General features: G+C 63.4%; 22 protein-coding genes. 14 read left to right on the forward strand and 8 right to left on the reverse strand.

Going from position 1 to position 25,133, the window contains the following annotated elements; genetic code table 11:
- Window positions 1-26: 26 nt before the first annotated feature.
- The 7 genes from atpE (at window position 27) to KVP10_RS12240 (ending at window position 5,917) form a co-directional block, all read left to right on the forward strand.
- Window positions 27-269 (forward strand): F0F1 ATP synthase subunit C, encoded by a 243-nt coding sequence (gene atpE / locus KVP10_RS12210; protein WP_088603884.1) that lies wholly within the window; start codon window positions 27-29, stop codon window positions 267-269.
- Window positions 270-403: 134 nt separating this feature from the next.
- Window positions 404-874, forward strand: a complete 471-nt coding sequence (locus KVP10_RS12215) for a F0F1 ATP synthase subunit B (RefSeq protein ID WP_217964864.1) — start codon at window positions 404-406, stop codon at window positions 872-874.
- 12 nt (window positions 875-886) lie between these two features.
- On the forward strand, window positions 887-1,426 hold the full coding sequence (locus tag KVP10_RS12220) for a F0F1 ATP synthase subunit delta (RefSeq protein ID WP_217964865.1): 540 nt from the start codon (window positions 887-889) through the stop codon (window positions 1,424-1,426).
- Window positions 1,427-1,461: 35 nt separating this feature from the next.
- A complete protein-coding gene (gene atpA, locus KVP10_RS12225) occupies window positions 1,462-3,003 on the forward strand; it encodes a F0F1 ATP synthase subunit alpha (RefSeq protein ID WP_217964866.1) in 1,542 nt (513 codons plus the stop codon).
- A 93-nt stretch (window positions 3,004-3,096) separates the two neighbouring features.
- Window positions 3,097-4,008: a F0F1 ATP synthase subunit gamma gene (gene atpG / locus KVP10_RS12230; protein ID WP_217964867.1), complete on the forward strand. Its 912-nt coding sequence runs from the start codon at window positions 3,097-3,099 to the stop codon at window positions 4,006-4,008.
- 49 nt (window positions 4,009-4,057) lie between these two features.
- Entirely contained in the window at window positions 4,058-5,479 is a 1,422-nt protein-coding gene (atpD, locus tag KVP10_RS12235) for a F0F1 ATP synthase subunit beta (protein ID WP_217964868.1), read from the forward strand.
- A 9-nt stretch (window positions 5,480-5,488) separates the two neighbouring features.
- Window positions 5,489-5,917, forward strand: a complete 429-nt coding sequence (locus tag KVP10_RS12240) for a F0F1 ATP synthase subunit epsilon (protein ID WP_217964869.1) — start codon at window positions 5,489-5,491, stop codon at window positions 5,915-5,917.
- 142 nt (window positions 5,918-6,059) lie between these two features.
- Here the strand turns inward: KVP10_RS12240 and aptA are convergent, their stop codons facing one another.
- Complete coding sequence (aptA, locus tag KVP10_RS12245) at window positions 6,060-7,385, reverse strand: omega-aminotransferase AptA (RefSeq protein WP_217964870.1); 1,326 nt, start codon at window positions 7,383-7,385, stop codon at window positions 6,060-6,062.
- 181 nt (window positions 7,386-7,566) lie between these two features.
- Window positions 7,567-8,454, reverse strand: coding sequence for a GntR family transcriptional regulator (locus KVP10_RS12250; protein WP_246600598.1), 888 nt, complete (start codon window positions 8,452-8,454; stop codon window positions 7,567-7,569).
- Window positions 8,455-8,776: 322 nt separating this feature from the next.
- Here KVP10_RS12250 and KVP10_RS12255 point away from each other — a divergent pair, with 322 nt between their 5' ends.
- The 4 genes from KVP10_RS12255 (at window position 8,777) to KVP10_RS12270 (ending at window position 15,504) form a co-directional block, all read left to right on the forward strand.
- A complete protein-coding gene (locus KVP10_RS12255) occupies window positions 8,777-9,631 on the forward strand; it encodes a helix-turn-helix domain-containing protein (RefSeq protein WP_217964871.1) in 855 nt (284 codons plus the stop codon).
- A 30-nt stretch (window positions 9,632-9,661) separates the two neighbouring features.
- Complete coding sequence (hemE, locus tag KVP10_RS12260; RefSeq protein ID WP_343218727.1) at window positions 9,662-10,744, forward strand: uroporphyrinogen decarboxylase; 1,083 nt, start codon at window positions 9,662-9,664, stop codon at window positions 10,742-10,744.
- A 468-nt stretch (window positions 10,745-11,212) separates the two neighbouring features.
- On the forward strand, window positions 11,213-13,258 hold the full coding sequence (locus tag KVP10_RS12265; protein ID WP_246600638.1) for a primosomal protein N': 2,046 nt from the start codon (window positions 11,213-11,215) through the stop codon (window positions 13,256-13,258).
- Between the two features lie 179 nt (window positions 13,259-13,437).
- Window positions 13,438-15,504: a UvrD-helicase domain-containing protein gene (locus KVP10_RS12270; RefSeq protein ID WP_217965000.1), complete on the forward strand. Its 2,067-nt coding sequence runs from the start codon at window positions 13,438-13,440 to the stop codon at window positions 15,502-15,504.
- Window positions 15,505-15,754: 250 nt separating this feature from the next.
- On the opposite strand, the gene KVP10_RS12275 is transcribed toward KVP10_RS12270, so the two are convergent.
- From KVP10_RS12275 to KVP10_RS12295, 5 genes are all read right to left on the reverse strand, one after another.
- Window positions 15,755-15,988, reverse strand: a complete 234-nt coding sequence (locus KVP10_RS12275) for a hypothetical protein (RefSeq protein ID WP_217964873.1) — start codon at window positions 15,986-15,988, stop codon at window positions 15,755-15,757.
- 268 nt (window positions 15,989-16,256) lie between these two features.
- Window positions 16,257-16,997 carry an enoyl-CoA hydratase-related protein gene (locus KVP10_RS12280; protein WP_217964874.1) on the reverse strand — a complete coding sequence of 247 codons (741 nt, stop codon included), beginning with the start codon at window positions 16,995-16,997 and terminating at the stop codon, window positions 16,257-16,259.
- Between the two features lie 132 nt (window positions 16,998-17,129).
- Window positions 17,130-18,104: a Bug family tripartite tricarboxylate transporter substrate binding protein gene (locus tag KVP10_RS12285; protein WP_217964875.1), complete on the reverse strand. Its 975-nt coding sequence runs from the start codon at window positions 18,102-18,104 to the stop codon at window positions 17,130-17,132.
- A gap of 73 nt (window positions 18,105-18,177) precedes the next feature.
- Entirely contained in the window at window positions 18,178-18,540 is a 363-nt protein-coding gene (locus KVP10_RS12290) for an AtuA-related protein (protein ID WP_217964876.1), read from the reverse strand.
- A gap of 2 nt (window positions 18,541-18,542) precedes the next feature.
- Entirely contained in the window at window positions 18,543-19,898 is a 1,356-nt protein-coding gene (locus KVP10_RS12295; RefSeq protein WP_217964877.1) for an acyclic terpene utilization AtuA family protein, read from the reverse strand.
- A 161-nt stretch (window positions 19,899-20,059) separates the two neighbouring features.
- On the opposite strand from KVP10_RS12295, the gene KVP10_RS12300 reads away from it, so the two are divergent.
- Window positions 20,060-20,986 carry a LysR family transcriptional regulator gene (locus tag KVP10_RS12300; protein ID WP_217964878.1) on the forward strand — a complete coding sequence of 309 codons (927 nt, stop codon included), beginning with the start codon at window positions 20,060-20,062 and terminating at the stop codon, window positions 20,984-20,986.
- Window positions 20,987-21,005: 19 nt separating this feature from the next.
- Here the strand turns inward: KVP10_RS12300 and KVP10_RS12305 are convergent, their stop codons facing one another.
- Window positions 21,006-21,980 (reverse strand): NAD(P)H-dependent flavin oxidoreductase, encoded by a 975-nt coding sequence (locus tag KVP10_RS12305; protein ID WP_217964879.1) that lies wholly within the window; start codon window positions 21,978-21,980, stop codon window positions 21,006-21,008.
- A 187-nt stretch (window positions 21,981-22,167) separates the two neighbouring features.
- On the opposite strand from KVP10_RS12305, the gene KVP10_RS12310 reads away from it, so the two are divergent.
- On the forward strand, window positions 22,168-23,388 hold the full coding sequence (locus KVP10_RS12310) for a CaiB/BaiF CoA transferase family protein (RefSeq protein ID WP_217964880.1): 1,221 nt from the start codon (window positions 22,168-22,170) through the stop codon (window positions 23,386-23,388).
- Window positions 23,389-23,594: 206 nt separating this feature from the next.
- A complete protein-coding gene (locus KVP10_RS12315) occupies window positions 23,595-25,133 on the forward strand; it encodes a 3-hydroxyacyl-CoA dehydrogenase (RefSeq protein ID WP_217964881.1) in 1,539 nt (512 codons plus the stop codon).

Consider the following 25,133-nt stretch of genomic DNA (forward strand, 5'->3'; position numbering starts at 1 on the left):
TACAGGTTTTTAACCAAGGAGTTGTTATGACCAACGTTGCTTTCGTTGCTCTGGCTTGCGGTCTTATCATTGGTCTGGGTGCTATCGGCGCATGTATCGGTATCGGCCTGATGGGCGGCAAGTATCTGGAAGCCTCCGCTCGCCAGCCCGAGTTGATGAATGTGCTGCAAACCAAGATGTTCCTGCTGGCCGGCCTGATCGACGCGGCGTTCCTGATCGGCGTTGGTATTGCTATGTTGTTTGCGTTCTCCAACCCGTTCGTCGGGTAATGGGTCATTGCCCGCAAGCGCTGCGGGCGAGCGCCGTTTGTTGTACTTGGCTAGGCATGAGTATGCGACGGTCTGCGCACCAGGTTCGCGCTGGTGTTTACGTTGAACAATCGTAGTATTTAAGGGAAACGACCGTGAATTTAAACGCGACTCTATTTTTCCAGATGCTCGTGTTTTTCGTTCTGGGCTGGTTCACGATGAAATTCATCTGGCCGCCCCTGACGAAGGCTATGGACGATCGTCGCCAAAAGATTGCCGATGGCTTGTCCGCGGCTGAAAAGGGCAAGGCCGATCTGGCCCAGGCCCAGGCGCGCATCAGTCTGATCGAGGCATCGGCCAAGTCCGAGAACCATGCCCGCATGGTGGAAGCCGAGAAGCAGGCCGCCGTGCTGATCGAGCAAGCCCGGCGCGAAGGCGAGGCCGAAAAAGCCCGCATCATCGCCCAGGCCAAGCAAGACGCCGCCCAGGAAGTGCAGCGTGCGCGTGACAGCCTGCGCGGCGAAGTAGCCGCATTGGCCGTCAAGGGCGCCGAGCAGATCCTGAAGCGCGAAGTCAATCCGCAAGTCCATGCCGAGCTGCTCGACCAGCTCAAGGCACAACTCTGATCAGGGCGCGCCATGGCTGAACTATCGACTATCGCCAGGCCCTACGCCGACGCCCTGTTCGAAGCTGCCCGCGACGAGCATGAAGGCTTGGCGTCCTGGTCGGACTTGCTGGCCGAACTCGCCCAGGTGGCGAGCCTGGACAGCGTGCGCGAGGCCATGACGGATCCCCGCCTGGATGGCCCGCAGCGCGTAGAGCTGTTCGAAGCGCTCATCAAGACGCCCCTGTCCGCGTATGCCCGCAATTTCATCGCGCTGCTCGTGGCCAACGGCCGCCTGCTGCTGCTGCCGCAGATTGCCGAGCACTTCGAGGCGCTGAAGAACCAGCACGACGGCACCGCGGTGGCGCAGATTACCAGCGCATTTGCGCTGGACGACGCGCAGACACGCGAAATCGTGGCCGGCCTCGAGAAGAAATTCGGCCTTAAACTCAAACCTGTCGTGACCGTGGACGCATCCCTGATCGGCGGTGTGCGCGTCGTCGTCGGCGACCAGGTGCTCGATACCTCCGTGCAGGCCCAGTTGGCCCGCATGCGCGATACGCTGGCCGCTTGAAGCGCGCCGCATAACAGGATTCCAGGAGTCTGAACATGCAACTTAACCCGTCAGAGATCAGCGAACTGCTCAAGAGCCGTATCGAAGGCCTGGGCGCGTCCACTGACATACGCACGCAAGGCACGGTGGTATCCGTGACCGACGGTATTACCCGCGTCCACGGCTTGTCCGACGTGATGCAGGGCGAAATGCTTGAATTTCCCAACAACGTCTACGGCCTGGCGCTGAACCTCGAGCGCGACTCGGTCGGCGCCGTGATTCTGGGCGACTACACCGGCGTCTCGGAAGGCGATTCCGTCAAGACCACCGGGCGCATTCTCGAAGTGCCGGTCGGCCCCGAACTGCGCGGCCGCGTGGTCGATGCGCTGGGCAACCCGATCGACGGCAAAGGCCCGATCAATGCCAAGGCTACCGACATCATCGAGAAGGTCGCCCCCGGCGTGATCGCGCGCCAATCGGTTACGCAGCCCCTGCAAACCGGTATCAAGGCCATCGACTCCATGGTACCTATCGGCCGTGGCCAGCGCGAGCTGATCATCGGCGACCGCCAGACCGGCAAGACCGCCGTGGCCGTCGACACTATCATCAGCCAGAAGGGCAAGGGCGTCACCTGCGTGTACGTCGCCATCGGCCAGAAGGCGTCCACCATCAATAACGTGGTGCGCAAGCTCGAAGAATACGGCGCGCTGGAATACACCATCGTCGTGGCCGCCGCCGCTTCCGAGTCGGCCGCCATGCAATATCTGTCGGCCTACGCCGGCTGCACCATGGGCGAATACTTCCGCGACCGCGGCGAAGACGCGCTCATCATCTATGACGATCTGACCAAGCAAGCCTGGGCCTATCGCCAAGTGTCGCTGCTGCTGCGCCGTCCTCCCGGCCGCGAAGCCTACCCCGGCGACGTGTTCTACCTGCACTCGCGCCTGCTCGAACGCGCCGCGCGCGTCAACGAGCACTACGTCGAGAAGTTCACCAATGGCGCCGTCAAGGGCAAGACCGGCTCGCTGACCGCGCTGCCGATCATCGAAACCCAGGCGGGCGACGTCTCGGCCTTCGTGCCGACCAATGTGATCTCGATCACCGACGGCCAGATCTTCCTCGAAACCGACCTGTTCAACGCGGGCGTGCGTCCGGCCATCAACGCCGGTATCTCGGTTTCGCGCGTGGGCGGCGCCGCCCAGACCAAGGTCATCAAGAAGCTGTCCGGCGGTATTCGTACCGACTTGGCCCAGTATCGCGAACTGGCTGCTTTCGCCCAGTTTGCCTCCGACCTCGACGACGCCACCCGCCGCCAGCTGGAACGCGGCAAGCGCGTGGTCGAACTGCTCAAGCAGCCCCAGTACCAGCCGCAGCAAGTCTGGGAACTGGCTGTGACGCTGTTCACGGTCAACAACGGCTATCTCGACGACGTGGCAGTGGATCAAGTGCTGGCCTTCGAAAAGGCGCTGAAGGATCACCTCAAGGCGCACAACGAAGCCATGATCAAGCGCATCGAAGACACCAAGGAACTGTCCAAGGACGACGAGACCGAACTGGTTTCCGCCTTGCAGGAATTCAAGAAGCACGGTGCTTTCTAAAGCTTGAAGGCGGGGGCGGGGCGGCTAGCGCCGCTCCCTCCAGCGCGTAGCGGGCCTGCCTGGCCCGCAGCAACGTCCCGACAGGAACATTCGATGCCCGGAATCAAGGAAATCCGAACCAAGATCAAGAGCGTGCAGAACACGCGCAAGATCACCAAAGCCATGGAGATGGTGGCGGCGTCCAAGATGCGCAAGGCGCAGGACAGGATGCGCGCCGGCCGTCCCTATGCCACGAAGATCCGCGAGATCGCCACTCACCTGATGCAGGCCAACCCCGACTACCATCATCCCTATACGGTCGAGCCCGGCAATCTGCGGGCCGTGGGCATCGTGGTCGTCTCCACCGACAAGGGCCTGTGCGGCGGCCTGAACACCAACGTCATGCGGCTGGTGCTGGCGCGCATTCGCGAGTTCCAGGAAAAGGGCGCCAAGGTGCAAGTCACCGCCCTGGGCAACAAGGCGCTGGGCACGCTCAGCCGTATCGGCGTCGACCTGGTCTCGCAGGAAGTCCAGCTGGGCGACACGCCCAACCTGGAACGCCTGATCGGCGCGGTCAAGGTGCAGCTCGACGATTTCATCAACGGCAAGATCGATGCGGTCTACCTGGCCACCAATCGCTTCGTCAACACCATGAAGCAGGATCCCAGCTTCATCCGCCTGCTGCCCCTGCCGGGCGGCTTGCAGGATCCCTTCCAGACCGAAAGCGTGACCAGCGAAGATTCCCAGAACCAGGTGCAGTCGACCCATGGCTGGGATTATCTCTACGAGCCGGATGCCCGCACCGTCATCGACGAATTGCTCATGCGCTACGTGGAAGGCCTGGTCTACCAGGCGGTCGCGGAGAACATGGCTTCCGAGCAGTCGGCCCGGATGGTGGCGATGAAGGCCGCGTCGGACAACGCCAAGAAGGTCATCGGTGATCTGCAACTGGTCTACAACAAGACGCGCCAGGCCGCCATCACCAAGGAAATTTCGGAAATCGTGGGGGGCGCTGCCGCGGTTTGATTCTTCGGACAGCAGGCATCCCGTCAAAGATATTTAGCAAGGACTAAACATGAGTAACGGAACCATCGTTCAGTGCATCGGCGCCGTGGTGGACATTCAATTCCCCCGCGACAGCATGCCCAAGATCTACGCCGCCCTGAAACTGGCGGACGACAGCTCGGAATTCGCCGAAAAGGGCCTGACCTTCGAAGTTCAGCAACAGCTCGGCGACGGCGTGGTGCGTACCATTGCCATGGGCTCGTCCGACGGCCTGCGCCGTGGCATGGCCGTCAGCGACACCGGCGCGCCGATCTCGGTGCCGGTCGGCCAGGGCACCCTGGGCCGCATCATGGACGTGCTGGGCCGCCCCATCGACGACGTCGGCCCGATCGAAACCACCGAAGTCCGCTCCATTCACCAGGAAGCGCCGCGCTTCGACGAACTGTCGCCGTCGGTGGAACTGCTCGAGACCGGCATCAAGGTTATCGACCTGGTCTGCCCGTTCGCCAAGGGCGGCAAGGTGGGCCTGTTCGGCGGCGCCGGCGTGGGCAAGACCGTGAACATGCTCGAGCTGATCAACAACATCGCCAAGCAGCACAGCGGCCTGTCGGTGTTTGCCGGCGTGGGCGAGCGTACTCGCGAAGGCAACGACTTCTACCATGAAATGGCCGAAGCCGGCGTGATCAAGCTGGACAACCTGTCCGAGTCGAAAGTGGCGATGGTGTTCGGCCAGATGAACGAGCCTCCGGGCAACCGCCTGCGCGTGGCGCTCTCGGGCCTGACAATGGCCGAGAAGTTCCGCGACGAAGGCCGCGACATCCTGTTCTTCGTCGACAATATCTACCGCTACACGCTGGCCGGCACCGAAGTGTCCGCGCTGCTGGGCCGCATGCCGTCGGCGGTGGGCTACCAGCCCACGCTGGCCGAAGAAATGGGTAAGCTGCAAGAGCGCATCACCTCCACCAAGACGGGTTCCATCACCTCGATCCAGGCCGTGTACGTGCCTGCCGATGACTTGACCGACCCGTCGCCCGCCACGACCTTCCTGCACTTGGACTCGACCGTGGTGCTGTCGCGCGACATCGCCGCGCTGGGTATCTACCCCGCCGTCGACCCGCTCGATTCCACCAGCCGCCAGCTCGACCCGCAGGTCGTGGGCGAAGAGCACTACGCGATTGCCCGCGGCGTGCAGCAGACCCTGCAGCGCTACAAAGAACTGCGCGACATCATCGCGATTCTGGGCATGGACGAACTGTCGCCGGAAGACAAGCAGGCCGTGGCCCGTGCCCGCAAGATCCAGCGCTTCCTGTCGCAGCCCTTCCACGTGGCCGAGGTCTTCACTGGCTCGCCCGGCAAGTTCGTGCCCCTGGCCGAAACCCTGCGCGGCTTCAAGATGATCGTCGAAGGCGAGTGCGATGCGCTGCCCGAACAGGCCTTCTACATGGTGGGCTCGATCGACGAAGCCTTCGAGAAAGCCAAGAAGATGCAATAAGGACGATATATGGCCAACCTGCATGTCGACGTGGTCAGCGCGGAACGCACGATTTTCAACGGTGAGGCGAAATTCGTGGTCCTGCCTGGCGAGTCGGGCGAACTGGGCGTCCTGCCCGGCCACGCCCCGCTCATTTCGCGTATCACCCACGGTACCGTGAAGATCGTGCTTGCCGACGACAAGGGCGAGGAAAACATCTTCGTGGCCGGCGGCATCCTCGAGGTGCAGCCGGGTGCGGTAACCGTGCTGTCCGATACCGCCATCCGCGCAGCCGACCTCGACGAGGCCAAGGCCCTGGAAGCGCGCAGCCGCGCCGAAGAGACCTTGCGCAACACCAAGGACAAGGCCGATATCGCGGTGGTCGAAGCCGAGCTGGCGATGCTGGCTGCGCAGGCCGCGGCCGCGCGCAAGCTGCGCCAAGGGCGTACTTCGCACTAAATCCTTCTTGCGCAATAGGCGGCGGGCCGGGCCTGCTGTTTATTGGCGGATGGAAAATAAAAAAGGCAGGCATCCATCATGGGTGCCTGCCTTTTTTTGATTCCGCGCCGGCATGTCCGGCGCTTCTCTTCGCGTCTTGCGATCAAGCGTCCTGGCGCAGCACTTCCGACAGCGTGGAAAACAGTTCGTCGATCTGCGCCTTCTCGATGATCAGCGGCGGCGACAGCAGCATGGCGTCGCCCGACGAGCGTATGAGACTGCCTTTTGCGAGGCAGGCCTGGTGTACGCCGAAGCCGCGCTGGCCGGGCTTGCCCGCCCGCGGTTCGAGTTCCACCGCGGCCAGCAAGCCGATGTTGCGGATGTCTACCACTCCGGGCAGGCCGCATAGCGCATGGGCGGCGTCTTCCCAATAGGGCTCCAGCTCGCGGGCGCGTTGCGCCAGGCCTTCGCTCTGGTGGATCGCCAGGGTCGCCAGGCCGGCGGCGCAGGCCACCGGGTGGCCGGAATAGGTATAGCCGTGCGAAAACTCTATGGCGCCTTCCGGGGCGTCCATATAGGCCTCGTAGACGGCGTCGCGCACCAGCGTGGCGCCCATGGGTATGGCTCCGTTGGTCAGGCCCTTGGCGCAAGTGACGATGTCCGGCAGCACGCCGAAACGTTCCGAAGCGAAGGGCGCGCCCAGCCGCCCGAAGGCGCAGATGACTTCGTCGAAGATGAGCAGGATGCCGTGCCTGTCGCAGATTTCCCGCAGGCGTCGCAGGTAGCCCTGCGGCGGCACCAGCACGCCGGTGGAGCCCGCCACCGGTTCGACGATCACGGCGGCAATGGTCGATGCGTCATGCAGCGCGACGATGCGCTCGAGTTCGTCGGCCAGATGCGCGCCCCAGGCCGGCTGCCCGCGCGTATAAGCCATCTGCGAGCGATCGTAGGTGTGGGGCAGGTAATCGACATAAGGCAGCAGATTGCCGAAGTTCTTGCGGTGGCCGCCGATGCCCGACACGGACAGGCCGCCGAAGCCTACGCCGTGGTACGAGCGTTCCCGGCCGATCAGCCGCACCCGCTGGCCCTGGCCGCGGGCCTTGTGGTAGCCGAGCGCGATCTTCAGCGCTGTGTCCACGGCCTCGGAACCCGAATTAGAGAAGAACACGTGTGACAGTTCGCCGGGCGCCTGCTCGCACAGCGCTTCGGCGAACTGGAAGGCGAGCGGATGGCTCATCTGGAACGAGGATGCGTAGTCCAGCCGGTCGGCGCAATGCGCGATGGCTTGCACCACTTCCGGCCGGCGATGGCCGGCATTGACGCACCACAGGCCGGCAATGCCGTCCAGCACCTTGCTGCCGTCGGGGCGGTGGTAGTACATGCCATCGGCCGAATCGAAAAGCACGGGATCGCGTTTGTAGCGACGATTGGCCGTGAAAGGCATCCAGTAGGCTTCGGGATCGATCTGGGTAGGGGATGAGCTGGGCATGATGATGTGGCGAGCGCGGCGAAGACGCCGTTATGCCGCTCGCGCAAGTAGTGATGAGCTTATGGTATATTTTGTACTGTATTCGCAAAAAATACAATAAAAGACGCGACGCAAGAAGGCTACGCCTAAGCATGCAGGCATGCTTTCGGGTGGAGTCGCCCCAGCGCCTCGGGGGGAGGCGTCAGGAGACCTGCAGGGCCGTTCTCAAGTGGTGCCGCAGCAGTTGGGCCGCCCAGTCCCGGTCGCCGGCCTTCAGGGCGGCGATGATTTGCAAGTGCTCTTGGCTGGAAGCCACGAAGCGGGCGTCGCGGTAGAAGGCGGCGTGCTCTTCGAGACGCCGCAACTGGTTCTGCTGTTGTACCGCCTGCAGGATATAGCGGTTGCCTGAAAAGCGCGCCAGCATTTCGTGGAAGGTGGCGTTCAGGGCGAAGAAATCGCTGGCCGAGATATCCGGGCCGTCGCGCGTCAGCAGTCGTTCGTGGGCTGCGCGCATGCGTTCGAGTTCGGCAGCGTCGATGCTGAATTCGGGTTCGAGCAGGCCGGCGCATTCGACCGCGATACGGTAGCGGTAGCTTTCGGCGAGGGCGCTCGGGCTTTCCAGCGAGGGCACGAATTGCCAGCCGTAGCCCTTGCGCTTTTCGATCAGGCCGTCGGCCGACATGCGCAGCAGCGATTTTGTGACTGTGCTGCGCGTGACGCCATAGCGTTGGCTCAGTTCGCGTTCGATCAAGGGGCCGGGCAGTTGCCGGGCCACGTGGTCGTCGAGCAGGCGCCGGTAGAGTTCGTCGGGGGTGGGTTCCCGGCTTTCGATCTCGGGGCGCGGCGCGTCCGCCTGCAGGGCATTGACACGGTAGCCGCGGTTCGGGTGATAGGCGATCAGGCCTTTTTCGGCCAGCAGGCGTAGGGCGCCGCGTATGGGAGTGCGGGAGACCTGGAATTGCTGGGCGAGCGGCTCTTCGGACAGGTGGTCGCCGGCCTGCACGTCGCGGGAATAGATGAGCTGGGCGATACGCCGCGCCAGATCCACTTGCAGCGAGGTCGGGTGGGCCGGAGACGCGAGGCTGGACATGTCGGGCATCGTAGGGTGCGCGAAGTTTGAATAGGTATAGGCGCAGACTGCATACATGGTCATGGTAGCAGACCGCGCCCGGCTCCAGAGCGCCGGCGTATAAGTCTGGGGAAAACCCTGATTTTGAATTTATCCAGCGATTAATGCACGGCCATGCCCGGCGATCCAGGCAGTCAAGCTCATTGATATAGGTACTTGCCGACTTCCGATAAGTCCGTATAGCCGCGGCGCGGCATCCTTACTATTCTTGTCCTGCCTATTAATCAAACAAGAGGGAGACAGGCATGAGCAAGCGTCCGTGTTGCGGCAAAAGGGGGCGGTCATGAGAGAACGCCTGGATTGCGTATTGGTGGCCACGCCGGGGTGTAGCCCGTGGGTGCGGCCGTGGCTGGGCAGCCACGCGGGCGGGCGCCTGCACATACAGTTGTTCGAAACCGGGGGCGATCCGGCGCTGGCCGATTCCTGCGCCTTTCTTGCCGGGGCGGCGATACAGCTACGCCGCTACGATGTCTGCCTGCTGCCGGTCTCCGAAGGCAATCTCGCCTGGGTGCGCACGGCCTTGTCCTCGGCACGCGGCATGCTCGCCACGCCGCTGCTGGGCCTGGTGCGCCAGCTCAAGGCCGCGGCCTTGAACGATCTGTGCGCGCTGGGCGTGGCCGATTTCGTGCGCGACCCCTTCTGCACCGAAGAACTCCGGGTTCGCGTCGAACGCGTGCTCGACGACCGGCGCTATCCGCAGCGCGCGGCGGCGCCCGTGGCGCCGCTGTGCTCGCCGGGCCCGCAAGGCGCCGGCTCTTATGCCCATGCTCCGCCGGGCGCCGATGCCAACGCCGCGCTGGAACAAGCCTTGTGCGCCAATATCCTGGAACGCAGCGGCCACGAACTCGAAGCCTACGCCATCGCCAGCGCCACGCGTAGCGCCACCAGCCGCGAATCTTTTCGCGCCGCCAAGAGCAAGGTGGTCGAACGCTTCGAGCGCGCGTACATCAGCGCGGCGCTCGACAAGCATGCCGGCAATATCGCCATGGCCGCGCGCGCTGCGCAAAAGCACAGGCGCGCCTTCTGGGCGCTCATGCGCAAGCACCAGATCGATGCGGCCCCATATCGCGCCGAACAGCAGGGCGCCGCTGCGCACCGCGGCGGGCAGCGTCCGGCGCCGGGCGGCCCGGGCGGGTAAAATCGGGCCTGCATTCAAACAAGGAAAACCGTGTCGTCTTTACCCACGCTCAAAAACGATGTGCTGCTGCGCGCGCTCATGCGCGAATCCGTGCCGTACACCCCGTTGTGGCTGATGCGCCAGGCGGGGCGCTATCTGCCCGAATACAACCGGACGCGCGCGGGCGCCGGCTCGTTCATGGCCATGGCCCAGAATCCTGAGCTTGCCTGCGAAGTCACGCTGCAGCCGTTGCTGCGCTATCCGCTGGATGCCGCGATACTTTTCTCGGACATCCTCACCGTGCCGCATGCCATGGGCCTGGGCTTGCAGTTCCTGCCGGGCGAAGGGCCGCGGTTTTCCAGTCCGCTGCGTGGCGAGGCCGATGTCGCCCGCCTGGCCGTGCCCGACATGTCGGAACTGCGCTACGTCTTCGACGCGGTATCCCTGATACGCCGCGAACTCGACGGCAAGGTGCCTCTTATCGGGTTCGCCGGCAGCCCCTGGACCATCGCCTGTTACATGGTAGAAGGCCAGGGCTCCGACGATTATCGGCTGGTCAAGGGCATGATGTACGGCAGCCCGCAACTGTTGCATCGCGTGCTCGATATCAATGCGCGCGCCACCATCGAATATCTCAATCGGCAGTCCGAAGCCGGCGCCCAGGCGCTGATGATCTTCGACAGTTGGGGCGGTGTGCTCGCCGACGGCATGTTCCAGGAATTTTCCCTCGCCTATACGCGCCAGGTGCTCGAAGGCCTGGTGCGCGAGCGCGAAGGCCGGCGGGTGCCGGTCATCGTCTTTACCAAGGGCGGCGGCCTGTGGCTGGAACAGATTGCGGCCTGCGGCTGTGACGCCGTGGGGCTGGACTGGACCGTCAACCTTGCGCAGGCGCGGCGCCGTATTTCCGACCGGGTCGCCTTGCAGGGCAACCTCGATCCCATCGCTCTGTTCGGCGGCGAGGCCGCCATACGCCAGCAGGCCCGCCGCGTGCTGGACGATTTCGGTCCTGTGGGTGACGGCGGCCATGTGTTCAACCTGGGGCATGGCATCTCGCGCCATACGCCACCAGAGGCCGTGGCCACCCTGGTCGACGAGGTACACGGCTACAGCAAGGCTTTGCATGGCACGGTATAAAAAGCCTTGCTAAGGGCTTGTTTTATAGGGCTAGGCTCGAGTTGTGCACACTGATTTATTGCTATGCACAAGATACCCTCCAAGCTTAGTTACTATATCAATGAAGTTAATAAGCAATTGATTTATATAGAATAAACATAGAACATAACGTTTTTTACAATAGCCTGATGCTAGTGCGGATTGACTTTTCCAGAGCTTCTCTTCCAATTTTCCCCAAAGTTATCCACAGGGTGGGTGCGAGGTATGGAAAGTGGCTGTGCGCGTGGCATACGGGGCTTCTATTAAGAAATCACTTTAAATATTGTGCGGACATGGGACGGCGTCATGGCTCCTTCGGCGCCTGATCCGGAAGAGGGGGCGAGCCACGCTGCCGATGTGTCTCCGTCCCCGAATGCAGGTGCGCCGTCGGGGGCTGCTCCTTCTTCCTCGGGCCAGGCAACCCATATCGGCTCCCCCGCGGTATCGTGGCTGCGCGTGGCGCTGGATGTCCCCTTGCCCGGCCTGTTCGATTATCGCTGCGAGCATTCCGTTGCCGTCGGAACCCGGGTCATCGTGCCTTTTGGCCGGCGCCACATGATTGGGGTGGTGGTGGAAACGCCCGCGGAACCGGCCCTGGATCAAGCCTCGATCAAGGCCGTGGAGCAGGTGCTGGACGACCTGCCCCCGCTGCCGGCGGACTGGCTGGCGCTGGCCGGTTTTGCTGCCCAGTATTACCAGCGCCCCTTGGGCGAGGTCATGCTGCCGGCCCTGCCGGCTAGCCTGCGCAAGGTGTCGGCCTACCAGGGGCCGCGTTCGGCGGGCGGCCCGGTGCGGCGCAGCGACAAGCGCCGGGCGGCGGCGCCCGCCACGGTGGCCTCGGAACCCGCTCCGAACCTCAACCCGCAGCAGGCCGAGGCGGTGCGCGCAATCGCCGCCATACAGGGGCATCGTACGGTGCTGCTGCATGGCGTCACGGGCAGCGGCAAGACCGAGGTCTACCTGCACGCAGCCCAGTCGGTGCTGGAGCGCGGCGGCCAAGTGCTGTTCCTCGTGCCCGAGATCAACCTCACCCCGCAACTGGAACAATCCTTGCGGTCGCGGCTGGGCGGGCCCGAGGGCCCGGCGGCGTTGGCGGTGCTGCACAGCGGGCTGGCCGAGGGCGAGCGCCTGCGCGCCTGGCTTCATGCCCAGCGCGGCCAGGCGCAGGTATTGCTAGGCACGCGCCTGTCCATCTTCACCCCTCTGCCCAGGCTGGGGCTGATCATTGTCGATGAAGAGCATGATGCCTCTTATAAGCAGCAGGACGGCCTGCGTTATTCGGCCCGCGACCTCGCCGTCTGGCTTGGCCGCGACAGGGGCATCCCGGTCGTGCTGGGTTCGGCCACGCCATCACTGGAATCCTGGTATCACGCCGAGCGGGGCCATTACCTGAAACTGTCTCTTGCGCAGCGCGCCCGCGAGGTGGAACTGCCCAAGATACGCCTGGTCGATACCCGGCGCCTGGCGTTGCAGCAGGGGTTTTCGCCGCAGTTGCTTGACGCCCTGGGCGCGCGCCTGGAACACGGCGAGCAAAGCCTCATATTCATCAATCGCCGCGGCTATGCACCGGTGCTGAGTTGCTCTTCCTGCGGCTGGATCAGCCAGTGTCCGCGCTGCAGCGCCTATACCGTGCTGCATCGGGCCTCCGGCCGCATGGCGGGGCACCGCCAGCGCCTGCATTGCCACCATTGCGGCTACCAGGCCCCGCCGCCCGCCGCCTGCCCCGACTGCGGCGACCAGGACTTGCGCCCCATGGGGCGCGGCACGCAGCGGGTCGAAGAACACCTGGCCGAATTCTTCCCCCAAGCGCGCATTGCCCGCATCGATGCAGACAGCACACGCCGCAAGGGCAGCGCGGCCGAGCTGTTTGCCCAAGTCCACGCGGGGCAGATCGATATCCTGGTGGGCACGCAAATGGTGGCGAAGGGGCACGATTTCACCAATTTGGGGCTGGTCGGGGTGCTCAATGCCGACGCCATGCTTTTTGCGCACGATTTCCGCGCGCCCGAACGCCTGTTTGCCCAGCTCATGCAGGTGGCGGGGCGAGCGGGACGCCATGTGCGCGGGGGCGAAGTCATCGTCCAGACCGATTATCCGGAACAACCGGTATACCAGGCCCTGCTGCGGCACAATTACGCGGGTTTTGCGCAATACAGCCTGGCCGAGCGCGAATCCATAGGCCTGCCCCCTTATGCCTACCAGGCCCTGCTGACTGCCGAAGCGCGAGAACTGGCCGTGGCGCTGGAATTCCTGGGCCGGGCCCGCAAAGTGCTGCAGGATCTGGCCGCAGACTGCGGCGCCTCACTGGCCCTGTACGATCCCATCCCTTTGCGGGTAGTGCGAGTGGCCAATATCGAACGCGCCCAACTGCTGGTCGAAAGCCGTCACCGCCCCAGCCTGCAGGCCTGCCTGGCGCTATGGATGCCGCGGCTGCCCGAGGCGGCCGAGGGCATGCGCGTGCGTTATCAACTGGAAGTCGACCCGCTGGAAATCTGAGATTCCCGCGTGCCTGTGGCGAATCCGCCCGTGTGGCCGCTCATGCGCGGCGGGTATCGCCTCGCCGGAATTGCCCGGCCGTCCGGCCATCCGCACCGTACGCGTATCATGTCTGTTTTCTTGCCCTGTCTTTGTTCGCCTGGCTGCACGACGCCGCTGCCCCCGATCCGCATTTCATGATGTCCCCTGGCCACACCCTAGCTCCCGGTTTGAATCCCACGCAGCGCGAAGCCGTGCTTTACCTGGGCGGTCCTTGTCTCGTATTGGCGGGGGCGGGCAGTGGCAAGACGCGGGTGATCACCCAGAAAATCGCCTATCTGCTGCGTGAATGCGGCTATATGGGGCGCCACGTGGTGGCGCTGACCTTCACCAACAAGGCGGCGCGCGAAATGAGCGAGCGCGTCAAGACACTGGTGGACTCGGGCCTGGCCAAGGGCTTGACGGTCAGTACCTTCCACTCTCTGGGGGTGCGGTTCCTGCGGGAAGAGGCCCGCCATGCGGGCTTGAAGTCGGGGTTTTCCATACTGGACGCCAACGATGCGCTGGCCATCATCCAGGAAATGCTCGCCACGACCGACAAGGGGCGGCTGCGCTCGGTACAGCAGACGATTTCGCTCTGGAAGAATGCCTTGATGGACCCGGATGCCGCCGAGCGCGCGGCCGCCACGCCGGGCGAAGTCGAGGCTGCCCGCCTGTACCGCAGCTATAACGCAACGCTGGCGGCCTACCAGTCGGTGGATTTCGACGACCTGATACGCCTGCCGGCCAAGCTGCTGGAAGAGAACCAGGAGGTGCGCGAGCGCTGGCAGGCGCGCGTGCAGTACCTTTTGGTGGATGAATACCAGGACACCAATCTGTGCCAGTATCGGCTGGTGCAGTTGCTGACCGGCCAGCGCGCCATGTTCACCGCCGTGGGCGACGACGACCAGGCCATTTATGCCTGGCGCGGCGCCACGGTCGAGAACCTGGCCAAGCTTACCGAGGATTACCCGGGCTTGCGCATCATCAAGCTGGAGCAGAACTACCGTTCCGTGCAGCGCATCCTGGCGGCGGCCAACCAGGTGATCAGCCGCAACCCGAATATTTTCGGCAAGAAACTGTGGTCCGAACTGGGGGCGGGCGAGCCGATACAGGTGACGCCCATGGACGGCGAGGAGGCCGAAGCGGAATCGATTGCGGTGCGCATTTCGGCGGCGCGCTTCGAGCGTCACAGCGAGTGGCGCGACTTCGCCGTGCTGTATCGCAGCAATCACCAGGCTCGTATCCTTGAGCAGGCGCTGCGCAATCTGCGCATTCCCTATACGATTTCCGGCGGCCAGAGCTTCTTCGACAAGGCCGAGGTGCGGGACATCCTGGCGTATCTGCGCCTGATCGCCAATGACGATGACGATCCGGCCTTCATCCGGGCAGTCACCACGCCGCGCCGCGGCATCGGCCAGACGACCCTGCAGGTATTGGGGGAATTCGCGGCGACTCGCCAGGTTTCGCTGTTTGCCGCCATCCCCGAAATCGGGCTGGCGCAGGGCCTGGCGCCCAGGCAGCTCGAGCCGCTGCAGGTATTCGGTGAATTCATACGGCGCATGCAGTGGCGCGCCGGACGCAGGCGCGCCGCGGGAGAGGCAAAATCCGCCGAGCCGGCGGGCGCCATCCTGGACGATCTGCTGAGCGCCATCCAGTACGAGCGCTATCTATACGACACTCTGGAAGAAAAGCCGGCCCAGACGCGCTGGCAGAATGTGCTGGAACTGGTGGGGTGGCTCAAGCGCAAGGCTGAAGAAGATGGCTTGAATCTGCTGGACCTGGTGCAGCATGTGGCGCTGGTCACCATGCTGGAGCGCGGCGAGGACGAAGAGCCCGACGCGGTCAAGCTTTCGACCCTGCATGCCTCGAAGGGCCTGGAATTCCCGCACGTTTACCTGGCCGGCGTAGAAGAAGGCCTGTTGCCGCACATGGGGCGAGACGAAGAATACGGGGATCCGGCCAAGGCGGCGGAATCCCTGGAGCAGCGCATCCAGGAAGAACGGCGGCTGATGTACGTGGGTATTACCCGAGCCCAGCGCAGCTTGCACCTGAGCTGGTGCCGCAAGCGGCGCCGTGCGCGCGAAGATGTGGTGCGCGAACCGTCCCGATTTATCGAGGAAATGGGCCTGGCGGAAACAAAAATCGAAGAAGATCCCGCTACCCAGGCACTAAGCCCCAAGCAGCGCCTCAGCATGCTGAAGGCTTTGCTGAATCGCCCGGGTTGAAACGGGGCTCCCGGAGGAAGGGAGCCATCGTCGGGCGGGGAGATGGGGGAATCCCGCCTTATCCCGTCGCGCGGGCTCAGTGCCCGCCTTGCGCGAGCCGCCTGGAATTTATGCGGAGCGGGCAAAAAACAACCCCCGCCCGATATACAGGCGAGGGCGTCGAGAAACTTCATAGCCCGCGTTGCGAGCCCGACTTAACCCGCAGCCCCGGATCGACCATCCCGGGGCTATCGGGTTGTGCCTGCGGCAACTACCAGCGGGTACCGCCGCAGTACATGCCGCGGGCGCGGGCTTCGGCCATCACGGTGCCGACATCGGAGCAGAACTCGACGAAGCTGATCAGGCCACGCTTGATGGCGACGAAAAAGGACTTGACACCGGCGACGGCCGAGCCCGACTCGCCGCAGTTCAGGGCGTTGCGCGTGATGCTGCGTTCGATCGAATCGCTCAAACGGGTGTATTCGTAGTAGGTTGCGCTGGTCATGCTGTTCACCTGAGTAGGTTTGTTGTGCTGATGTAAGAATTATAGGGTAAACCCTAGGTGAAAAGCAAGGGTTTTCCCTAATGCTGCTCAGGGTGTTGCAAAACATCTACGATTCGGCCGTGGGATGGCCTTCGGCTCTATAGATCTATATAGATATAGGCAAATATAGGGCCGAGTTATAGGGCCGAGCGGTGAAATCCCATGACAGGGGCAAGCCTTGGCAAGTCCGGAGCGTAGGCCCCCAGCTGCTCCGAGGCTCGCCTGGCGTTCAGCCCTTTTTCCGCTCGAAGAAGCGCCGGAACGCGTCCTGCGCCTCGGCGGACTGGAGCCTGGCCCGGAAATTGTCCCGCTCGGTATCGAAGGCGCGCGCAAGCGGCTCGCGCTGCGGCTGTTTCAGCATGCGCTTGGTCAGCCTCAGGGCTGCCGCGGGCAGTTCCGCCAGGGCGGCAGCCCGGGCCCGGGCGTCGTCCATGGCCCGCCCGGCGGCCGACACCGCCGTCACCAGCCCGGCCGCGCAGGCCTGCGCGGCGTCGAAGGGCTCGCCCGCCATCAGCCACCGTGCCGCATTGCGCGGCCCGACGATCCGTTCCATGAGCAGGCTGGAGCCGCCTTCCGGGCACAGCCCCAGGGCGACGAAGGGCATGCGCAGGCGCGCCGTCTCGCTGGCATAGACAAAATCGCAATGTTGCAGCAGCGTCACCCCTATACCCACTGCCTGGCCCTCGACTGCGGCGATCACGGGAATGTCCAGCTCGGCCAGGACGCGCAGGAAAGCCAGGGCGGGGCTGTCCTGGTCATCGCGCGGGGTCTGGAAGTCCTTCAGATCGTTGCCGGCCGTGAAGTGGCCCCCGGCGCCGCTGATGATGACGGCCCGGCACTCGAGGTCGGCGGCGGCAGCCAGCAGCGCTGCTTTCATTTCGCCATACATGGCCGCATTGATGGCATTGCGCTGCTGCGGCCGGTCGATGAGGATTTCGACGCTGTCGGAAGATTGCGTGATTTTGATCATATTAAGTGGGGGGCAAGAGTCGAAGACGCAAGGCTTCGAACACGGAAATCTGGATCAAGCGGGCGCTGGCACGGGCCCATCGGCACATCGGGTTTGCGCCGAAAACCGTGTTGCAGCGCCCTGAATTCCGCCTCAGAGTTGTTGCATCTTGTTCTTGCGCACCACTTCTTGCCATTTTGCCACTTCGGCCTTTATCCGCGCCGCGAAATCCTGCGGAGTGTCACCTACCGGATTGGCGCCCAGGGATTGGAATCTCTTGGCGACATCCGGTTCTTTGAGTATAGCGACGATGGCCTTGTTGAGTTTGTCTACCACCGGCGCGGGGGTATGGGCGGGAGCGAGTATGCCAAACCAGGCGGAAACTTCATAACCCTTGACCCCGGACTCGGCAATCGTGGGGATATCTGGGAAATCCGGCGAACGGGCACTGGTGGTTACCGCCAATGCTCGCACACTGCCCGATTTGATATGCCCCGCCGAAGACGGCAAATTGTCGAAACCCACCGGAATCTGGCCTCCGATCACGGCATTGAGCATCGGGCCGCCGCCTTGATAGGGGACATGCACGATGTCGATCCCGGCTTCGGCCTTTAACAATTCTCCCGACATATGGGGGCTGCCGCCGGTGCTGGTCGAGCCAAAGCTGATGGCGCCGGGATGCTGGTGCGCATAGGCGAGAAATTCCTTGAAGGTCTTGAAGGGGGCCTTCTTGTTCGCGATCAGCACATTTGGTGTGGCGGCGACGATGGTCACCGGCGAGAAGTCTTCTATAGTCCGGTAGGGCAGCTTCTTGTATAGCGCGGCGTTGATGCCGTGCGTATTGATCGTGCCCATGACCAGCGTGTACCCGTCGGGCTTGGCATGCGCTACGAATTGGCTGCCGATTTGCCCTCCTGCGCCTGGCTTGTTCTGGATGATGAATGTCTGGCCAAGGCTTTTGCCGAGCTTGTCCGATATGAGTCTGGCCAGGATATCGGTGGTGCCTCCCGGAGGATAAGGAACCACGATAGTTACCGGGTGGTCTGGATACGCAGCGTAGCCGGGCGTCGATGCCAGCGCTCCGACCATGCCCACACACAATGCCAATGCATGCCAGCGTTTCAACATGAATTTGTCTCCTTATTTGGCGGTAGTCAGTTGCTTGAGGGAATGTAGTTGGAATGTTGTCGGTCGGCCGGTGTCACATGGCCGCCAGCAGGTGTTGTCCTCGCAATTGGGGCAGCAGCGGCTCGGGAACTTCCATGGGGAAGCCCAATATGGCTGCCGACAATGCCTTGCCGTAATTGTCCAGGCAAAGGCTGCGTGACACGCCGCCGCCCAGGGCCCCATGTGCGACGAAATTCAGGGCTTGCAAGTTGTCTACTTCATAACGCAGCACTTGTCCGGTGATGGCGCCGCCGTAAAAATCCTTGAAGCGTTCGGCCGTAAGTTGCGATTTGAGCAATTCATAAAACGCTGGCTGGTAGGCGAATACAGAAATGTTGGAGGTATTGCCTTTGTCCCCAGAGCGCGTGTGGGCCAGATGCTGGAGTAATACTTGCATGGTCAACTCTCGAAATAGGTTATTGAGGCGGGCACTTTGTCGCGTGGAACAAGAGATGACCAAACCCCTATGATCTCGCGGGTGCGCTCTTGGTGCGGCACCCGTTTGCCGGTGTGGGCGATGCCCGAGACGGCCATCCCGTCCACCTCGCGCCCGATTTTGGCCGCTTCCTCGCGAGTGCGTGTGCGTGCCGCGACACGCACTGCGATCTCGTAGGGTTCGGGGGCATTAGCGGGGGTGGCGGCCCCGTGAATGGCATTCAAGCCCAAGAAATCAACGCGGTATTCATCTGCCTGCAGCTTGACGATTTTGAAGCGCTCTTCAAGCACGCGTTTGGCTAGCTGAGCACGCCGTAGTGCGCCGGGGCCGGCGTAGAAGAACATGTCTTCGCCTATGAATCCTTCTGTGCAGCCGATGGAAACCTTGAGAGTCGGAGTGCGCGGCTTGCCGCCGATATTGGTCACGCGTACGCGGTTCGGCCCGATTTCCTCGATCCTGGCCGTGGTGAAGTCTACGATTACATCCGGCGTAATGTAGTTGGCAGGATCATGTACTTCATACAGCATCTGTTCCTTGACGGTCTGCAGCGTTACGGCGCCTCCGGTGCCTGGCGCTTTTGTAAGTACGACACTTCCGTCGGACTGGACTTCTGCAATGGGGAAGCCAAAGTTCCATGGCTCGGGCACATCTTTGAAGCCGGGATCGGAGAAATATCCGCCGGTAACCTGGGCTCCGCATTCGAGCAGGTGGCCTATACCGTTGCCTGCCCCCAGGCGTTCATGATCCAGCGGATCCCAGCCGAATTCGTACATCATGGGGGCCATGAAGATGGAAGGGTCGGCTACCCGTCCGGTAACTACGATTCTTGCACCCGCTTCAAGGGCTTCGACGATCGGTTCGGCGCCCAGGTAGGCTTCCGCGGAAATCAGTGTGGGGGAAAGAGTACTGGTAGGTTCACCGTTTTCCAGTATTCGATCGGTCAGTTCAAGTACGCGGTCGGTGATCAGGCTGCCGTTGACGGAGGCCACCTTTACGCCGTCGATACCATATTCTCGCAATAGCTCCACAATGCGCTTGGCAGCGCCGTCCGGATTAATCCATCCTTGGTTGGAGATAATGCGCGTACCTTTGCTCATGCATTGAGAGAGCACCGCGCGCATGCGATCGTCGAGATAAGTGTCGTAGCCGGGAAATGAGGGGTCGCGGCGGCTGCGGACCTGAGCCGCGGAAACCGTGGCTTCGGCCATGGTTTCGAAACATAGATAATCCAGTTCTCCGTCGCGGGCGTTGATTGCGGCAGGTTCGACGCGGTCCCCCCACCACGCAGCGCCGGATCCGATACGGACCGTTTTGCTCATTTTCCAATCTCCAGTCGGGCCTTTTCGGGCGTGATGGTTTACGGGCTTGGCTTCTGTACTTTGTGGGCCAAATTCAGTAAAACCAGTCTACAGTTGGAGGTGGTTGGCGGCCAGCGCCGCCGCAGAACAGCCTCTATGAATTTCATTCACAGGTTCTGCTGATGGACAAGTTCGCTGAAATGACGGTCTTTCTATGCGTAGCCGAAGAGGGCAGTTTTTCAGCCGCGGGCCGCAAGCTGTCGCGCTCACCGTCGGCGGTGAGCAAGATCATCGCGCGCATCGAAGAACGCTTGCAAGTGAGGTTGTTCGACCGGATAGCGGGGTCCATTCGCCTTACCCAGGAAGGACAGACATTTCGTGCGGGGGCCCAGCGTGTGGCCGACACGCTGGAAGAAGTTGAAAATTCGATCGCTGCTGACGGGTCCGACGTTGCCGGCGTTCTGCATGTCCATACATCCCTGACCTTCGCGAAATATCAGCTAGTGCCCTTGCTGCCCGGTTTTTTAAAAAAATATCCGAAGCTGGGCATGAAATTCATCATCGGCACCGACCGGGGGAATTTCATGGATAGAGGCATTGACGTGGCGATACACAGCGGGCCGCCTTCCGAGCTGTCTTTGGTGGGTAAGCCGTTGTTCCTGCGGAATTGGGTGATTGCCGCGGCGCCCGCCTATTTGCGCGAATATGGAATGCCGGTACTGCCCGCAGATCTGTTGGCGCATCGCTGTCTGAATTTCACGGTGCGCACACACTGGAATGCATGGAAATTTCTGGAGGGAGATCGATTGCAGACCATTAACATCCGTGGGAATGTAGGTGCCGATCAAGGGGAATTATTGCGCTCGATGGCGCTCGAGGGCGTAGGGGTCGTGCGCTTGGCCGAGTTCCATATTGGCGCAGACATCCAGGCAGGAAGGCTGGTGCGATTGCTGGCGGATTATCAGCCCGCTGCTACCGACATGATGTACGCGCTTTATCCGCCGGGGCGCGTACCTGCGCCCCGGGTGAAGATATTTCTGGACTTTCTGCAGGAGCATTTTGCCGGCCGCGCATATACCCGGCCGCTCGTAGAGGCTCCCAGGCCCTGAATGGATGGGCGCCGCCAGCCTACGGCTTTGCAAAGGCATCCTGCAGCGACATGCAGCCCTGCAAGTATTCCTGCCGCAGGGTGGCGACGATGTGTGCGGTGTCTTCGATGCTGTCGATGTTTCCGACGCCTTGGCCGGCGCCCCAGATGTCTTTCCAGGGCTTGCTGCGCGTGGTGCCGAAGTTGGTGGCCGCGGACTGGGGCGTGGGTAGATTTTCCGGATCGAGCCCGGCGGCGGCGATGCTGGGCTTCAGGTAGTTGCCCGGTATGCCGGTGAAAAAAGGCGTATAGAGAATATCGCTGGCCTGCGAGTGCACCAGCATGTTCTTGTAGGCTTCCTGCGCGCGCGCCTCGGTGCTGGCGATGAAGCGCGTGCCCACGTAGGCGAAGTCGGCGCCCATGGCTCGCGCGGCGAGGATGTCCTGGCCGCGGGAAATGGCGCCCGACAGGGCGATGGGGCCGTCGAAGATCTTGCGCACTTCGCCCAGCAGCGCAAAGGGGCTGAGGGTGCCGGCGTGGCCGCCGGCGCCCGAACACACCAGTATCAGGCCGTCGACGCCGGCCTCCAGCGCCTTGCGCGCGTGGCGCAGGGTGGTGACGTCATGGAATACCTTGCCGCCCCAGGCGTGGACCTTGTCCACGATGTCGCCGGGAGCCCTCAGGCTGGTGATGATGATCGGCACCTTGTGTTCGGCGCAGACGGCGAGATCGTCCTGCAGGCGGTCGTTGGACTGGTGAATGATGTGGTTGATGGCGTAGGGCGCGGGCGGGCGCTGCGGGTTGGACTTGCGCAATGCGGCCAGGCCGGCGTTTATCTGTTCCAGCCATTGCGCCAGCAGGCTTTGCGGCCTTGCATTGAGCGCCGGCATGGCGCCGACTATGCCGCTGGCGCATTGCGCAATCACCAGCTCGGGGCCCGAGACGATGAACATAGGCGCTGCAATGACGGGCAGGGTGAGGTCGCGATAGAGTTGTTCGACCAGGGGGTGGGGCATGGACGGTATCTCCTGTTTCTGGGCCGGCATCAGCGGTATGGTAGCTGTTACGGCCCGCTGGCGCCTGGGTGCGTCCGCAGCATGGGCGCCCGCCCTGGGCTCCGGGCCTCAACTTGGGGCACAATAGCTGTTTCCCGTCATTGTCATGCTTGTCCGCCAGCCGGATCCATAAACCTAAAAATCCATCATGTCTTTGCGTCCCGCCCCATTGACCGGCATCCGTGTCCTCGATCTCAGCCGCGTGCTTGCCGGCCCCTGGTGTACCCAGAATCTTGCCGATCTCGGCGCCGAGGTCATCAAGGTAGAGCGTCCCGGCACGGGCGACGACACCCGTGCCTGGGGCCCCCCCTACGTCAAGGACCAGCAGGGGCAAGACACCACGGAGGCGGCCTACTATGCCTCGGCCAACCGCAACAAGCTGTCGGTGGCCGTGGATATCGCCAGCGAGCGTGGCGCCGATCTGGTGCGTGCGCTGGTGCGCCAGAGCGATATCCTGGTCGAGAACTTCAAGGTGGGCGGCCTGCGCAAGTACGGCCTGGATTACGACAGTGTCAAGGAACTCAACCCGGCGCTGATCTATTGTTCGATCACGGGTTTCGGGCAGACCGGCCCCTACGCCAGCCGTCCCGGCTACGATTTCCTGATGCAGGGCATGGGCGGCCTGATGAGCATCACCGGCGAGCGCGACGATTTGCCCGGGGGCGGCCCGCAAAAGGCCGGCGTGGCGGTGGCCGACCTGATGACCGGCATGTATTCCACCGTGGCGATCCTGGCCGCCTTGCACGAACGCTCCCGCAGCGGCCTGGGGCAGCATATCGACATGGCGCTGCTGGACTGCCAGGTCGCCATGCTGGCCAACCAGAACCTGAATTTCATGACCTCCGGCAAGGCGCCGCGCCGCGCCGGCAATGCCCACCAGAACCTGGTGCCGTACCAGGTGTTCGCCGCCAGCGACGGCCACCTGATCGTGGCGGTGGGCAACGATTCGCAGTTTCGCGCCTATTGCAAGGTGATCGAGCGTCCCGACCTGGCGCAGGACGAGCGCTTCCGCACCAACCCGGGCCGGGTCGTCAATCGCGACGAACTCATTCCCATCCTGTCCGAAATCATGAAGACCCGGGCGCGCGACCACTGGCTGGCCGAGCTGGAGCGGGCGGGTGTCCCCGGCGGTCCCATCAATACCATAGACCAGGTGTACCAGGATCCGCAGGTGCAGGCGCGCGGCATGAAAATGTCGCTGCCGCATGGCAGCGCCGGCCAGGCGCCGGTGGGCGCGAGCCCCATGCGCCTGTCGGGCAGCCCCGTAACCTATCGCCATGCCGCGCCCCTGCTCGGCGAGCACACCGCGCAGGTGCTGCGCGAGCGCCTGGGCATGTCCGAAGACGAGATCCGCGAATTCACGGGTTGAGACCGTGGCTGCGGGCCGGCCGCCGGGTTCATACCAGGGAGCCGGCCAGCCCCGACGGCCCGGTTGTGTGGCGCGGCGCGATCCATGCGGCCCGGCCTACGCGATGCGACCTGCGCGGCCCGACCGTCACCCGTGCCGCCGCCCGAACCGATTATCATCAATAGAGCCCGTGCCGCTTGCGGACGGGGAGTCCGGAGGAAATGTTCATGAAAAGCATACAAACCATAGGCATCGTCGGCGCAGGCGCCATGGGCCGGGGCATTGCCCAGATCGCCGCCCAGGCGGGCCTGGATGTGCTGCTGTTCGACCTGAGCCAGGACGCCGTGGCCGCTGCGCGCGACAGCCTGCAGCAGGTCTGGGGCAAGCTGGTGGCCAAGGGCAAGATCAGCGCCGAGGCGGCTGCCGCGGCCCTGCAGCATGTGCGTCCTTGCGCCGACTTGCAGGCCATGAGCGCGGCGGACCTGGTGATCGAGGCGGTTGTCGAACGGCTCGACGTCAAGCGCGAATTGTTCCAGAAGCTCGAGACCATTGTCTCGGAGACCTGCCTGCTGGTCACCAACACATCTTCGCTGTCGGTCACCGCCATCGCCGCGGTCTGCGTCAGGCCCGGGCGGGTGGCGGGCTATCACTTCTTCAATCCGGTGCCGCTGATGAAGGTGGTCGAGATCATCGACGGCCTGCGCACCGAGCCGGCCGTCGGCGATGCGCTCATGGCGCTGGCGCGCACCATGGGGCACACGCCGGTGCGGGCCAAGGACATGCCGGGCTTTATCGTCAACCATGCCGGGCGCGGCATGAACATCGAGGGATTGCGCGTGGCCCAGGAGGCCGTCGCGCCCTTCCATCGCGTCGATGAAATCATGCGCGACCAGGCCGGTTTCCGGATGGGCCCCTTCGAACTATTGGACCTGACCGCGCTGGACGTTTCGCATCCCGTGATGGAATCGATCTACCGCCAGTTCTACGACGAACCGCGTTTCCGCCCCTCGCCGATCACGGCGGTGCGCCTGGCCGGCAAGCTGGTGGGCCGCAAGGTGGGCGAGGGCTTCTACACCTATCCGGAAGGCAAGAAGCAAGTTCCCGCCGATACGCCGGTGCCGGCAGCCAAGGCCGGCCTGAAAGTATGGCTCGCGCCCTATCATTCCCTGGGGCACAAGCGCGCCGCCGCACTGTTCAAGGATCTGGGCGCCTCGGTGGTGGCCAGCGATCATCCACCCGCCGATGCCCTGATCGTGGTTACGCCCTATGGCGAAGACACCTCCACGGTGGTCGCCGCCCATCAGCTCGACGGCGCCCGGACCGTCGCGCTGGACACCTTCTTCGGCCTGGAACAAGGCAAGCGCCGCGTGCTCATGTGCTCGCCCGTTACCGAGGCGCAATGGCGCGATGCGGCGCATGCCTTGCTGGCCTCGGACGGGACGCCCGTGTCTGTCATCGACGATTCGGCCGGCTTCGTGGGCCAGCGCATTGTCGCCGCCATCATCAATGTGGCCGCCGACATCGCCCAGCAAGCCATCGCCACGCCTCAGGACATAGACCTGGCCGTGTCGCTCGGCCTGGGCTACCCGCGCGGCGGCCCGCTGTCCATGGGCGACGCCCTGGGGGCCGCCCAGGTGCTGGAGATACTGCGCAATATGTATCGTGTGACGGGCGACGACCGCTATCGCAGCAGCCTCTGGCTGCAGCGCCGCGTGCAGCTGGGCCTGTCCCTGCGCGCCGAGGCGGTATGCAGCGTCATGAATTGA

It is taken from the genome of Candidimonas humi (genome assembly GCF_019166065.1).
Taxonomy (GTDB): Bacteria; Pseudomonadota; Gammaproteobacteria; order Burkholderiales; family Burkholderiaceae_B; genus Candidimonas; species Candidimonas humi.

Bases quoted from the DNA above. Each gene is read 5' to 3' on its own strand.
- atpE (WP_088603884.1), top strand. From the start codon at position 27: ATGACCAACGTTGCTTTCGTTGCTCTGGCTTGCGGTCTTATCATTGGT.
- KVP10_RS12220 (WP_217964865.1), top strand. From the start codon at position 887: ATGGCTGAACTATCGACTATCGCCAGGCCCTACGCCGACGCCCTGTTC.
- atpA (WP_217964866.1), top strand. From the start codon at position 1,462: ATGCAACTTAACCCGTCAGAGATCAGCGAACTGCTCAAGAGCCGTATC.
- atpG (WP_217964867.1), top strand. From the start codon at position 3,097: ATGCCCGGAATCAAGGAAATCCGAACCAAGATCAAGAGCGTGCAGAAC.
- atpD (WP_217964868.1), top strand. From the start codon at position 4,058: ATGAGTAACGGAACCATCGTTCAGTGCATCGGCGCCGTGGTGGACATT.
- KVP10_RS12240 (WP_217964869.1), top strand. From the start codon at position 5,489: ATGGCCAACCTGCATGTCGACGTGGTCAGCGCGGAACGCACGATTTTC.
- aptA (WP_217964870.1), bottom strand. From the start codon at position 7,385: ATGCCCAGCTCATCCCCTACCCAGATCGATCCCGAAGCCTACTGGATG.
- KVP10_RS12250 (WP_246600598.1), bottom strand. From the start codon at position 8,454: ATGTCCAGCCTCGCGTCTCCGGCCCACCCGACCTCGCTGCAAGTGGAT.
- KVP10_RS12255 (WP_217964871.1), top strand. From the start codon at position 8,777: ATGAGAGAACGCCTGGATTGCGTATTGGTGGCCACGCCGGGGTGTAGC.
- KVP10_RS12270 (WP_217965000.1), top strand. From the start codon at position 13,438: ATGTCCCCTGGCCACACCCTAGCTCCCGGTTTGAATCCCACGCAGCGC.
- KVP10_RS12275 (WP_217964873.1), bottom strand. From the start codon at position 15,988: ATGACCAGCGCAACCTACTACGAATACACCCGTTTGAGCGATTCGATC.
- KVP10_RS12280 (WP_217964874.1), bottom strand. From the start codon at position 16,997: ATGATCAAAATCACGCAATCTTCCGACAGCGTCGAAATCCTCATCGAC.
- KVP10_RS12285 (WP_217964875.1), bottom strand. From the start codon at position 18,104: ATGTTGAAACGCTGGCATGCATTGGCATTGTGTGTGGGCATGGTCGGA.
- KVP10_RS12290 (WP_217964876.1), bottom strand. From the start codon at position 18,540: ATGCAAGTATTACTCCAGCATCTGGCCCACACGCGCTCTGGGGACAAA.
- KVP10_RS12295 (WP_217964877.1), bottom strand. From the start codon at position 19,898: ATGAGCAAAACGGTCCGTATCGGATCCGGCGCTGCGTGGTGGGGGGAC.
- KVP10_RS12300 (WP_217964878.1), top strand. From the start codon at position 20,060: ATGGACAAGTTCGCTGAAATGACGGTCTTTCTATGCGTAGCCGAAGAG.
- KVP10_RS12305 (WP_217964879.1), bottom strand. From the start codon at position 21,980: ATGCCCCACCCCCTGGTCGAACAACTCTATCGCGACCTCACCCTGCCC.
- KVP10_RS12310 (WP_217964880.1), top strand. From the start codon at position 22,168: ATGTCTTTGCGTCCCGCCCCATTGACCGGCATCCGTGTCCTCGATCTC.
- KVP10_RS12315 (WP_217964881.1), top strand. From the start codon at position 23,595: ATGAAAAGCATACAAACCATAGGCATCGTCGGCGCAGGCGCCATGGGC.